Below are 12887 nucleotides of genomic sequence, written 5' to 3' on the forward strand. Positions count from 1 at the left end.
TTTAGTTATCCAACGTAAACATTTTTCTTAATTCAACAGCTTCTGACGGAGTAATTCTTCCGGATAGTAGCAAAGATAATTCCCTTCTGTGAAGGGCTGAGTTATATCTAACTATTTCTTCTTCAGTTTCGGGAACTAAATCAGGTATTTTTTTAGGTTTCATAAATTCATCTAAAGCTACAAAAGTATATATCCCTTCATTGGTTTTGGTCTTTGTATGATTTATTGCATCATCCACCCATATATCGACAAATACTTCCATTGAAGATCCAAAAGCTCTAGAAACCTTAGCTATGGCTTCTACGGTGCTTCCTAATGGAATAGGTGTTGAAAAGGAAACATGATTAACAGAAGCAGTCACAACTTTAGCTTCCGCATGTCTTTGAGCGGCTATGGCACATGCTCGATCCATTAAAGAAAGTAAATCCCCACCAAACATATTATTATAAGCATTGGTTTCATTCGTTAGCACAATGGTGGTCATTATGGTTCTTGAATCAGAGGGAGTTTTAGCTTTCATGAATTTCAATTCAATTATAGAGGAAGTAGACCAAAATTTTTGCAAGTAACAAAACTCTTTTCACTCAAACTGAAAATAATTTTTTCTTTTTCAGCTGTAAATGTTCCTAAATTTTCAATGGTTAAATATGGTTCCGATTTTAGAATTTTTTTCCACTCTTTAATTGTTTGATAAACAAAATCTTTAGCTCTATCAACATCTATTGAATTCAATTCCGCAATTACACTAGTTAAAGCGATATCATTGAGGTTATGTTGCTGAGTAAAAAATAGGGAATAGGAAGGGGGGAGTAGTTGATTAGTTTCCTGATCCTCTCTCACCGAATTAAATTTTAATTCAAATTTTCCAAAAGAAGGTAAAGTAACTTGATTGGTTTCTTGTAATAATAGTATGCAATATTTTGTTAGGTCCATAAAGTAAATTTATAATAAATACATTATTTATCAACTATCTTTATCTCCTTTTTTAAAGCTGAAATATATTTTCCCAAATTTAAATAACTTTAGGATATATAATTAAAATTCCTCAACGCATGTTTGCCTGTCTTTTAATTTTTTTTTCATAGCACTAAAAAATTCAGGAGTAATACCAATGTATGAAGCGATATGTTTTTGAGATATTGAATTTTTTAATTCAGGAAACATAATACAAAAATTTCTATATCGTTCTTCTGCAGATAAACTTAATATTTCATATAAACGATTACGTAAGAAAATTACAGAGCGGATTAAACTTTCATTATAGTAAAGTTCTAATTTTGGAAACCTTTTAACGGATTCTTCTTTTGCTTTCTTAGATAAAATAAGTATTTCAGTATCTAAATCTGCAACAATATTGAATTTAGCAGGTTGATTGTATATAATACTTTCATTATCTGCAATCCACCAACCTTTAGATGAAAATTGAAGAACCTGCTCCAATCCTTTTTTGTCGTTAATATAGCTTCGTAAACAACCGGAAAGTACATAATAATAATTATCTTCAACCTCCTCTTGATGCAAAAGAGAATCTCTTTTGTTTAGCTTTTTAAATTTTAAAATAGATTTTAGATACTCTTTTTCCTCTCTGGAAATAGGCACTACCTCATTTATTTCTTCCATTATTTTTTCAAAAATCATAGTATATAAGAGTTTTTAAATCGCTATGTAAAAATTTTTTAAATATGTAATACTATATCCATTTATAATTGTAAGAATGCTATTTGTAAAATTGTCCTACTTGGTTAGAATTCTCTTCACTATTTTTTTAGTAGAGATAGAAAACAATAATATAACCGATGTTAAAATTTTATAAATACATTGTCTTAACTGTATTAAATGGTAAAGAACACTGAATCCCTTTTTACTATTTGTAGTATATTATTAGGATTGGTTACGAAAATTAATCTATAAAAAAAATTTTCACAAAAATAATAAACAATCTGTTTATCTATTTAAAATTTAATGGAATTCGAATTTTACATAAAAGCTAAACATATTTAGATTACTATACTTACTTTAATTATTTAAAAAAATATTGAAATATTAATTTAAAGAATTTTTATTAGATATAAAAACATAAAAAATAATATTCAAATAAATTTTATAGATAAAAATAATAAATAATGTTTATAAGATAATAATTATTAGAAGTTTAATTTATATAAAAAAGATAACAGCTATAAAATAAATGTATTTACCTTTTAGAAAAGATATATGCAAGTAAATATCCAATAACTTATTAAGGTACAAAATAATTATAGAAGGTAAATTAATCAATTATCATAACATGATACTCCTATAATACAATAATTGCAAATTATAGCCTATAATCTATAAATAAGTAACAAACGCTTAATCCAGTTTCAATACCGCTAAAAATGCAGATTGTGGGACTTCCACTCGACCAATTTGTCGCATTCGTTTCTTACCTTCTTTTTGTTTTTCAAGTAATTTTCTTTTACGAGATATATCCCCTCCGTAACATTTGGCAGTAACGTCTTTTCGTAAAGCTTTAATAGTTTCTCTAGCAATAATCTTAGCTCCAAGTGCTGCTTGAATAGGAATGTCAAATTGTTGTCTTGGAATTAATTCTTTTAACTTTTCACACATTTTTTTACCTATAGTATAGGCATTATCTTGATGAATCAAAGCAGATAAAGCATCCACAGGTTCACCATTTATAAGGATGTCAACTTTTACCAGCTTGGAAGTTCTCATTCCGCAAGGCGAATAATCAAAAGAAGCGTATCCTTTGGAAATAGTTTTGAGTCTATCATAAAAGTCAAAAACCACCTCAGCTAAAGGCATTTCAAAAAATAGCTCTACTCGGTCTGTAGTTAAATACGATTGGTTAGTCAGTTCGCCCCTTTTATCAATACAAAGGTTCATTACAGAACCAATAAAATCTGATTTGGTGATGATTGAAGCTTTAATATAAGGTTCTTCCACACGATTTAAAGACGTAGGTTCCGGAAGTTCCGAAGGATTATGTACTACAATCGCTTTTTCAGGATCCTTATTTAAATAGGCATTATAAGATACATTGGGAACGGTAGTAACTACAGTCATTTTAAATTCTCGTTCCAAACGCTCTTGAATGATTTCCATATGAAGCATACCTAAAAATCCGCAACGGAAACCAAATCCTAAAGCAGCGGATGATTCCGGTTCAAAAACAAGAGAAGCATCATTAAGTTGAAGCTTTTCCAAAGCAGAACGCAACAATTCATATTCTTCCGTATCCACCGGATATATTCCGGCAAACACCATCGGTTTTACTTCTTCAAATCCGGCAATAGCTTCAGATGCAGGGCGTTCAACCGATGTGATGGTGTCACCTACCTTAACTTCACGAGCTTCTTTAATACCACTTATAATATATCCCACATCACCGCAATGTATAACATCTTTTGGGACTTGATTTAGTTTTAAAGTTCCTATTTCATCGGCATCATAGCTTTTACCGGTAGCCATAAATTTCACTTTTTGACCTTTAGTTATGCTGCCGTTTACAACCTTGAAAAAGGCCTCTATTCCTCGAAAAGGATTAAAAACAGAATCAAAAATCAAGGCTTGTAATGGAGCATTAGGATCTCCGGATGGTGCCGGGATTCTTTCCACAATTTGCTCCAACAATTCTTCAACCCCCGCTCCGGTCTTGCCACTGGCGCGTAAAACGTCTTCAGGTTTGCAACCGAGAAGATTTACAATTTCATCGGTAACTTCTTCAGGATTAGCAGAAGGTAGGTCAATTTTATTTAAAACTGGAATAATTTCCAAGTCGTGTTCTAACGCTAAATAAAGATTGGATATGGTTTGTGCCTGAATACTTTGTGCTGCATCAACAATTAATAAGGCACCTTCACAGGCAGCAATAGAACGAGAAACTTCATAAGAAAAATCAACATGCCCGGGAGTATCGATCAAATTCAAAACATATTTTTCCCCTTTATATTCATACTCCATTTGAATAGCATGACTCTTTATAGTAATACCCCGTTCGCGTTCTAAATCCATATCATCTAAGGTCTGCTCTTGCAGCTCACGATCAGAAATAGTTTTGGTTTGTTGTAAAAGTCTGTCTGCTAAAGTGCTTTTGCCATGATCTATATGGGCAATAATGCAAAAATTTCTTATGTTCTTCATATTTTCTACAATAGTGCAAAAATACATTTTTTATAAACAATATAAGGGTGTATTTGCTACAAACTGCGAATCTGGGTAAAAAATTTTAGTTGAATTCCTATTATTTCGATAGGAATTATTACATTTGCGGAGTTTTGATCTAAAATAAAACTAAAAAACTTTTTTAAAGAACATCAAAAATAAGAAATGAAAAAACTGAGTTTAACAGAAGATTGGACAGCCACAATAATTGGTGGATTGGTCATAGTATTAGGTATTATTTTATATTCTTCATTCGGGTATACACTAAGTTGGCCTACATTTAAATGGAGCACCGGTGACGATTTATTGTCCAATGTTTTAACAGGTAAAAATTTTATAAACATTTTTATCATTTTTATTGTTTCTTATATTTTATTATTATTGGCAGATCTATTACAAGGAAAACCTATGAGTTCAGCAAAAGGGTTTCCCTTACTGTTTATTCTTACTATAGTCGCCATGGTGATTGGTGGAAACTCGGTAATGAATTATTGGGGATTTGAAACCGTAATATTTTGTTTGCTTATAGGATTAGTTATCAATAACTTTATAGGTACTCCTCAGTGGATGAAAGGATGTTTATCTTCTGAAATGTATGTGAAAATAGGATTGATCTTTCTAGGCTCAACCATTATTTTTCAAGATATTATGCAGGCGGGTGCTTTGGGATTAATACAATCAGTAGTAGTAGTTTTCTCTGTTTGGTATTTTTCTTTTTGGCTGTGCAAAAAATTCAATATAGATAAGGAAATGTCTATGATGCTTTCCAGTGCGGTATCCATTTGTGGAGTTTCAGCTGCTATAGCAACGGCAGGAGCAATAAAAGGAGATTCCAAAAAATTATCTTATGTAGTATCACTAGTTTTAGTAGTTGCTGTACCTATGATTATCATTATGCCGGCATTAGCTAAATTATTAGGATTAGGAGAAGTAATGGCCGGTGCATGGATTGGTGGAACAATTGATACTACCGGAGCAGTAGCTGCAACCGGAGCCGTTTATGGGGAAGAAGCACTTAAAATTAGTACAATAGTTAAATTTTCACAAAATGTTTTGTTAGGTATTGCTGCCTTTTTAATAGCTGTTTATTGGAGTTATACTAAAAAAGAAGGAAATGAATTTGCTGATAAACCTAATCTAAAAGTAATTTGGGATCGATTTCCTAAATTTGTTATAGGTTTTATCTTAGCTTCTTTGTTATTCTCATTTGTTATTCCAACTGAGCACTACAAACCGGTTCTTGCTGTATTGAAGAAATTTCAAGGATTATGGTTTGCCTTAGGGTTTACCTCCATAGGTTTAGAAACTAATTTTAAAACGTTGATTAATAAAGAAAACAGAAAAGCTACTTTAGTATTTTTAGGCGCACAAACTTTTAATGTTGTATTTACCTTAATTATCGCTTATTTAGTTTTTGGTATCGAATGGACTAAAATATAAACAATTACTTTATTATTTTTATTTTGGGAGAGATTAGCAAAATAGTTAACTCTCCCATTATTTTTATAAATTTTTTTATTGGGAAAAAAGTTACTTTTTAATTTAGTAGAGAAAGGTAATTGACCCTTCATATATTAAAATAAACTTTTCCCTTCATAAAGATTATATATTTCCATAATCTCTTTTAGAATCTTTTTGAAATTAATTTTCATGTCAATTAATTTTCCGGATCGTATGTCAAAAATCCAGCCATGAACCTTTAGATTACTTTCTATAATAGCTTTTTGTACAGCAGCGGTTTTAATTAAATTAATGCATTGTTCTTCCACATTCAATTCAATAAGCCGATTGTATTTTTCCTCTGAATCGGTAATTAAATTTAATTCATCTTTATGAATTCTATAAACGTCCCTGATATTTCGCAACCACGGATTTAAAAGTCCCAGGTCTTTAGCCTCCATAGCCTCTTTAACTCCGCCACAATAATAATGTCCACAAACAATGATTTGTTTAACTTTTAAATGATCGATAGCATAAGTTATTACAGATTGAACATTAAAATCTGTGCTAATAACCATATTGGCTAAATTTCTATGGACAAAGACTTCTCCGGGTTTAGCTCCAAGTAATTCTTCTGTTGCTACCCGACTATCAGAACAGCCAATATAAAGAACTTCAGGATTCTGTCCTTCTGATAGCTTATGGAAATACTCCTTATCCATAGATAACTTTTCTGCTATCCATGTTTCATTGTGGGCAAATATTTTTTCAAAATTCATGTATGGATTAATATAGTAGTAAAAAAATAATGAACAAAAATTAGAAAGAAATCATTTATATCATAATTCCTTTGTTTCCTTTATATACGCTATATTTTCCAGAACCTAAGAAGAAAAGCGCTAATGAGGTTAATAAATAAAATAGGTTAAGCTCAACTTTTAAACCTCCGGTTTGCGATAGTGAAAAACCTTCCATCCCATGCACCAAATAAAAAGTCATAAGCATAGTAAATGCTACTAAAAGGGATGAAATCCTTGTAAAAATCCCTAATAAGATACAAATAGGAGCAAATACTTCCCCTAAAGGAACACCAAGCCAGAGATATTCAGGCAAATTTTTTGAAGTAAGCATTCCTTTTATAAAATCGTGTCCATGATATAATTTTGATATTCCATGGAAGACCATTAATCCGCCTATTGAAACACGTAATAGGAGTTTTCCAAGATCAGAATTCAATTCTTTAGCCATAATTATAATGTAAATTTGATCAAAAATAAATTTTTTATTTCATAAATTCTGTATCTTTTGTAAATAAAATCAAATTTATTATAGTTAAAAATGTATTACAATAAGTTTTACGATAAACGTAATTAAGTGGTATAAAATGTGTTTTACTAGATAAAAATAAAGCTTGAATAAGTGATACTTTTACCATATTGTGTATTAATTTTAGTCATAATCAGATATGAAAAGATACTATTAAAGAAATAAAAACAAACATCGAAAAACTATAAATGCAAAAAAGCCCTGTTTTTACAGGGCTTTTTTGTATGTATATTTTATAAAATTTAAATTTAAAAAGGTTTAATATCAAATACTATTGATTCTAATACTTGAATTACGGCGGCGGTAGTATCCAAAGAAGTAAAACAAGCCACACTGTTTTCAACAGCATTTCGTCGAATTAAAAAGCCGTCTTCTTGAGCCGTACCGTCATTAGAAAGTGTATTAATAACAAATTGAGCTTTTCCTTGTTGCATAATTTTAACAATATTGTTGTCTTCACTTTCAATCTTGTTAATTTCAACAACAGGAATGTTATAATCTCGGAAATACTTGGCAGTTCCTTCGGTAGCCATAATTGTATAACCTATATCATAGAATCTCTTCGCTAATGGGAGAGCCTCGGCTTTATCCTTGTCTGCTACTGTGAATATGGCATTTCCTAAAATAGGTATATTGATTTGACCCGCTCTTAAAGCTTTATAAAGAGCTCTTTCATAAGTAGTATCTTTTCCAATAACCTCACCGGTCGATTTCATTTCAGGGCCTAACGTAATATCTACAGAACGTAATTTAGCAAATGAAAAAACAGGAGCTTTAATGTATATATTGCGAGGTTCCGAATAACAATCCATAGCATAACCTTGCTCTTTCAAAGATTGGCCTAAAACAGCTTTTGTTGCTATTTTTGCTAAAGGAATACCGGTTACTTTGCTCATGAATGGAATGGTTCGGCTGGAACGCGGATTAACTTCCAGAACGTATATTTTTCCGCTCATTAAAACAAACTGTATATTCATTAATCCAATGATTTTAAATCCTCTGGCTAATGCTTGGGTTTGTCTGATAATTTCTTCTTTTTCTTCTTTTGTTAATGTTTGGGAAGGATATACAGCAATAGAATCTCCGGAATGAACTCCGGCTTTTTCAATGTGTTCCATAATTCCGGGAACAAAAACATTTTGGCCATCGGAAATTGCATCTACTTCAATTTCTTTTCCAATTAAATATTTATCAATTAGAATAGGTTGTTTCTCATGAACATTGATCGCTTCTTTCATATATCTTTCCAATTCAGAATCTTGATATACAATTTGCATGGCTCTTCCTCCTAAAACATAAGAAGGACGAATAACAACCGGATAACCAATGGAATTAGCTACATGTAAGGCCTCTTCTAACGTAAATACCGTATCGCCTTTAGGACGAGCGATATTTAATTCGTTTAATTGTTCTTCGAATTTTTTACGATCTTCAGCTCGATCTATATCTTCCAGCGTAGTACCCAATATTTTTGCTCCGGCATCTATGGCAGCTTGAGCCAAGTTAATGGCTGTTTGACCACCAAATTGAACTAAAACACCGTCCGGTTTTTCTAAATCTATAATAGAAGTGATGGATTCTCTGGTTAGAGGTTCAAAATAAAGTTTATCAGAAATGCTGAAATCTGTAGAAACGGTTTCCGGATTGCTGTTGATGATAATAGCTTCATATCCTGACTCTTTAAGGGCTAAAACACTGTGTACGGTAGCATAATCAAATTCCACCCCTTGTCCGATTCGTATAGGTCCGGAACCTAATACGATTACTTTTTTCTTATCAGAACGTACCGATTCATTTTCAATACCGTAAGTACTGTAAAAATATGGGGTTGTGGATATAAATTCAGCAGCACACGTATCGACCATTTTATACACCGGAATAATAGAATTTTCCTTTCTCAAAGAATACACTTGCTTTTCTTCCTTGTTCCATAATTGGGCAATTTCCCAATCAGAAAATCCGTATTTTTTGGCTTTTGCTAAAACCTCAATATTTTTTGGTTTTTCTTTTACTTCTTTTTCAATATTGATGATGTGTAATATTTTAGCCAGGAAGAATAGGTCTATCTTGGTTATTTCATGTATTTTTTGAATACTTACACCGTTTCGTAAGGCTTCGGCAATTAAAAACAGACGTTCATCATCGGCATTTTTAAGTTTCTTTTCCAAAGTCGAAGGATCATAAGGCGTCATATCTTTTTTAGTTAAATGCAAACAACCTATTTCCAAAGATTGTACAGCCTTTAACAAAGATTCTTCAATTGAAGTTCCTATAGCCATAACTTCACCGGTTGCTTTCATTTGGGTTCCCAGATGCCTGTTGGCACTTTGAAATTTATCAAAAGGCCATCGGGGGATTTTGGCAACAACATAATCCAGCGAAGGTTCAAAACAAGCATAAGTAGTATTAGTTACCGGATTTTTCATTTCGTCCAGAGTTAATCCTACCGCAATTTTAGCCGCCAATTTTGCAATCGGATATCCGGTAGCTTTAGAGGCCAATGCTGATGAACGGCTAACTCTTGGGTTTACTTCGATGACTATATAATCTCTACTTGAAGGATCTAAAGCAAATTGAACATTACAACCTCCTTCAATTTTTAAAGCGCGGATTATTTTTAATGCAGAATTTCTAAGTAATTGATATTCTTGATCTGCTAATGTTTGACTAGGAGCGAAAACAATGGAATCTCCGGTATGTATTCCAACCGGATCAAAATTTTCCATATTACAAACTACTATGGCATTGTCATTGGCATCCCTCATTACTTCATACTCAATTTCCTTATATCCGGCAATACTTTTCTCTATAAGACATTGATGAACCGGACTGTATTTTAATCCGGAATCAGTAATTTCCCTTAGTTCGGTTTCATTTTCTGCTATTCCACCTCCGGTGCCTCCCAGAGTAAAAGCAGGTCTAACAATTATCGGATAACCAATTTGATTAGCGAATTCCACCGATGACTCCACGTCATTAACAATTATACTTTCTGCAATAGGTTCATTAATGTTTTCCATTAATTGTTTGAACAAATCTCTGTCTTCGGCCTGCTCAATGGAAGATAATTTGGTTCCGATAATTTCAACATCATATTGGGCTAGTGTACCTGCTTTAGCTAATTCAACGGCAAGATTGAGTCCGGTCTGTCCTCCCAAAGATGGTAACAACGCATCGGGACGCTCTAATGCAATAATTTGTTGAAGAAAATCTAATGTTAACGGTTCCATGTATACCTTATCGGCAATTTCTTTATCGGTCATGATCGTTGCAGGATTCGAATTAACAAGAACGACTTTGTATCCTTCTTCCTTAAGAGCAAGGCAAGCCTGGGTTCCCGCATAATCGAATTCGGCAGCTTGTCCGATAATGATAGGTCCTGAACCTATTACAAGAATTTTATTTATATCTGTGCGTTTTGGCATGTTGTTTTTTAATTTTTAGTTTGAAGTAATGACTTCAGTTTATATGAATTTTTACTAATTCTTTTACATTAATCCTTTTTAACCTAGTAATAATTCGATAGTGCTTAACTATTCGGATATAAAGAATTTTATTATTTATTTTTAAATTCTTCTACCATAGACATAAAGCGGTTAAATAAATATTCGTTATCATGAGGGCCCGGACTGGATTCGGGATGGTATTGGACAGTAAATGCCCAATTCTTTTTATCCTGTAATCCTTCTATAGTTCCGTCATTTAAAGCTCGATGCGTTACTTCTAAAGTTGTGTTTTGTAAAGATTCTTCATCAACTACATATCCGTGATTTTGAGAAGTTATATACACTCTGTTAGTGGCAAGTTCTTTTACCGGATGGTTGGCTCCTCTGTGTCCGAATAACATCTTAAAAGTTTTAGCTCCATGTGCAAGGGCATATAATTGGTGACCTAAGCATATTCCGAATATCGGGGCTTTTCCGCTCAATTCTTTTATAGTGTTTATAGATTCGGTTAATTCTTCCGGATTACCGGGACCATTGGAGAGCATAATTCCATCGGGGTTTAATTCTAATATAGAGCTTGAATCTGTATTATAAGGTACTACCACTACATCACAATTTCGTAAGCATAATTCTTTTAAAATGCTTTTTTTCATTCCATAATCTATCAATACAATTCTGTGTCCTTCTGCTGGAGCACTATAGGCTCTTGGTGTAGAAACTTCGGGAACGTGATGTCCTAACTTGGTCTCTTGTAGAGATTTAATTACTTCATCAATGTTTTCATTTTCATCACAGAATTTACCTTTCATGCTGCCTTTGGTTCGTATGGTTTTTACCAAGGCGCGGGTATCAATACCGCTTAAACCGGGAATATTTTGTTTTTTCAAAAAAGAATCGATGTTCATTTGGCTTTTCCAGTGAGATTCTGTTTCAGCGTATTCATGAACGATAATTCCACCTACAAAAGAATTAAGGGATTCAAAATCGCTGGAATTAATTCCATAATTCCCTATTAATGGATAGGTGAAAACAATAATTTGTTTGTGAAAGGAAGGATCTGATAAGGTTTCTTGGTAACCGGTCATTCCTGTGGTAAAAACAACTTCACCGATTGTGAATTGGTCGCTACCAAAGCCTTCGCCATTAAATACTAATCCGTTTTCTAATACTAATTTTCTTTTCAAGGGTTGTTAATTTATTATAGTGGTTTGAATATGATTATGAATTAAAAACATAGTTAAGCACAGCAATTCTGGCAAAAACTCCATTCGTCATCTGCGTAAATATTCTTGATTTTGAAGATTCGATAAGATCCTCATCAATCTCAACATTACGGTTAATAGGTGCCGGATGCATAATGATTGCCGAGGATTTCATTTTATCGGCTCTCTGTTTTGTTAATCCATATAATTCTAAAAAATTTTTTTCGTCATATTGTTTCGCATGTCTTTCGTTTTGATTCCTTAATAACATCACAACGTCTGCTTCTTGTATTACTGAATCAAGAGAAGCATAGGTTCCCATAGTCATGCTGGAATCTCTCCAAAATTCCGGAGTCGCAAATGTTATAGAAGATCCCAGTCTTTTTAAAATTTTAGCATCTGAATGAGCTACTCTGCTATGTATCACATCGCCAACAATTACTATATTCAGATCTCTAAAAGTGCCGAATTCCTCATATATGGTTACTAAATCCAATAAAGATTGGGTAGGGTGGTCTCCGCAACCATCTCCGGCATTAATGATGGGCACATCGATTTTTGTAATTAAATCATCATAAAATCTATCTTGCATATGTCTTATAACAAAACATTCAACCCCTATGGAATTTAAAGTTTTAACTGTATCATAAAGAGTTTCACCTTTTTTAACACTTGAACTTTCTGCATCAAAATATATAATTTCCATTCCTGTTTTTTTCTCAGCCATTTCAAAGCTGAGTTTGGTTCGAGTACTGTTCTCGAAAAAAAGGTTGGATATATAATGATTAGATAGATTTGGAAAAGCTTTTTTCTTTTTAAAGCTTATCGCATCATCCACTAATTCCTCAATCAAACTTAGATCAAGATTTTCTAAAGTGATAAAATGATTCATTATTTATATATTAGTTTAATTGGTGTTATTATAGTATAATTTTTATTATTGCTTTTTAAAAATAAAAAAAAACATCTTAAATAATAAGATGTTTTAAATGAATATTTTAAAAAAATATTTCCGATATCTTCTAAAGATGATTTCTTGCCCTGAATCTGGAATAGTAGAGGGATAAACTTTTTGTTAAAAGTAATTCTTCCTTTTTTGTTTATTGTTTTAGGTAATGATTCAGAATTATTCAAAAGATTTAATTAGTGTGATTATACAAACTGTTTTTTATTAAATCGATTTTTTAAAATCCTACAAAGATAAGTTGTTTTTTTTGATTGTGCAATTTAAATTTTTATTTATTCAAAATATATATGTTTCAAAAGCAAAATAAAAATTTATATACCTCATATTTTAAAATTAGTT

At 32.1% G+C, this 12887-nt stretch carries 10 protein-coding genes; 1 reads left to right on the forward strand and 9 read right to left on the reverse strand.

Annotated elements, in window-relative coordinates:
• Position 1 precedes the first annotated feature (1 nt).
• The 4 genes from GYM72_RS00710 to lepA form a co-directional block, all read right to left on the reverse strand.
• The gene (locus tag GYM72_RS00710) at positions 2-520 is read right to left on the reverse strand and encodes an acyl-CoA thioesterase (protein ID WP_220264361.1); all 519 of its coding nucleotides are present in this window, start codon (positions 518-520) and stop codon (positions 2-4) included.
• 14 nt (positions 521-534) lie between these two features.
• On the reverse strand, positions 535-933 hold the full coding sequence (locus GYM72_RS00715; RefSeq protein ID WP_220264362.1) for a hypothetical protein: 399 nt from the start codon (positions 931-933) through the stop codon (positions 535-537).
• Positions 934-1035: 102 nt separating this feature from the next.
• Positions 1036-1638, reverse strand: coding sequence for a Crp/Fnr family transcriptional regulator (locus GYM72_RS00720; protein WP_220264363.1), 603 nt, complete (start codon positions 1636-1638; stop codon positions 1036-1038).
• 714 nt (positions 1639-2352) lie between these two features.
• A complete protein-coding gene (gene lepA, locus GYM72_RS00725; protein WP_160542477.1) occupies positions 2353-4146 on the reverse strand; it encodes a translation elongation factor 4 in 1794 nt (597 codons plus the stop codon).
• Positions 4147-4332: 186 nt separating this feature from the next.
• Between lepA and GYM72_RS00730 the strand changes: the two genes are divergently transcribed.
• Complete coding sequence (locus GYM72_RS00730) at positions 4333-5607, forward strand: YeiH family protein (protein ID WP_160565831.1); 1275 nt, start codon at positions 4333-4335, stop codon at positions 5605-5607.
• A gap of 134 nt (positions 5608-5741) precedes the next feature.
• Here GYM72_RS00730 and GYM72_RS00735 read toward each other — a convergent pair whose 3' ends face one another.
• The 5 genes from GYM72_RS00735 to GYM72_RS00755 form a co-directional block, all read right to left on the reverse strand.
• The gene (locus GYM72_RS00735) at positions 5742-6386 is read right to left on the reverse strand and encodes a carbonic anhydrase (protein ID WP_166005258.1); all 645 of its coding nucleotides are present in this window, start codon (positions 6384-6386) and stop codon (positions 5742-5744) included.
• 55 nt (positions 6387-6441) lie between these two features.
• Positions 6442-6855 (reverse strand): DoxX family protein, encoded by a 414-nt coding sequence (locus GYM72_RS00740; RefSeq protein WP_255571517.1) that lies wholly within the window; start codon positions 6853-6855, stop codon positions 6442-6444.
• A gap of 326 nt (positions 6856-7181) precedes the next feature.
• Entirely contained in the window at positions 7182-10358 is a 3177-nt protein-coding gene (gene carB / locus GYM72_RS00745) for a carbamoyl-phosphate synthase large subunit (protein WP_220264364.1), read from the reverse strand.
• 131 nt (positions 10359-10489) lie between these two features.
• A complete protein-coding gene (locus GYM72_RS00750) occupies positions 10490-11563 on the reverse strand; it encodes a carbamoyl phosphate synthase small subunit (RefSeq protein ID WP_160557562.1) in 1074 nt (357 codons plus the stop codon).
• 34 nt (positions 11564-11597) lie between these two features.
• Positions 11598-12473 (reverse strand): aspartate carbamoyltransferase catalytic subunit, encoded by an 876-nt coding sequence (locus GYM72_RS00755; protein ID WP_220264365.1) that lies wholly within the window; start codon positions 12471-12473, stop codon positions 11598-11600.
• Between the last annotated feature and the right edge of the window lie 414 nt (positions 12474-12887).

This window comes from Apibacter sp. ESL0404 (assembly GCF_019469245.1).
Lineage (GTDB): Bacteria > Bacteroidota > Bacteroidia > Flavobacteriales > Weeksellaceae > Apibacter.

What these genes read in the sequence shown, in the direction of transcription:
- lepA (WP_160542477.1), bottom strand. Translation starts at nt 4,146, where the DNA reads ATGAAGAACATAAGAAATTTTTGCATTATTGCCCATATAGATCATGGC.
- GYM72_RS00755 (WP_220264365.1), bottom strand. Translation starts at nt 12,473, where the DNA reads ATGAATCATTTTATCACTTTAGAAAATCTTGATCTAAGTTTGATTGAG.
- GYM72_RS00720 (WP_220264363.1), bottom strand. Translation starts at nt 1,638, where the DNA reads ATGATTTTTGAAAAAATAATGGAAGAAATAAATGAGGTAGTGCCTATT.
- GYM72_RS00715 (WP_220264362.1), bottom strand. Translation starts at nt 933, where the DNA reads ATGGACCTAACAAAATATTGCATACTATTATTACAAGAAACCAATCAA.
- GYM72_RS00740 (WP_255571517.1), bottom strand. Translation starts at nt 6,855, where the DNA reads ATGGCTAAAGAATTGAATTCTGATCTTGGAAAACTCCTATTACGTGTT.
- carB (WP_220264364.1), bottom strand. Translation starts at nt 10,358, where the DNA reads ATGCCAAAACGCACAGATATAAATAAAATTCTTGTAATAGGTTCAGGA.
- GYM72_RS00730 (WP_160565831.1), top strand. Translation starts at nt 4,333, where the DNA reads ATGAAAAAACTGAGTTTAACAGAAGATTGGACAGCCACAATAATTGGT.
- GYM72_RS00735 (WP_166005258.1), bottom strand. Translation starts at nt 6,386, where the DNA reads ATGAATTTTGAAAAAATATTTGCCCACAATGAAACATGGATAGCAGAA.
- GYM72_RS00710 (WP_220264361.1), bottom strand. Translation starts at nt 520, where the DNA reads ATGAAAGCTAAAACTCCCTCTGATTCAAGAACCATAATGACCACCATT.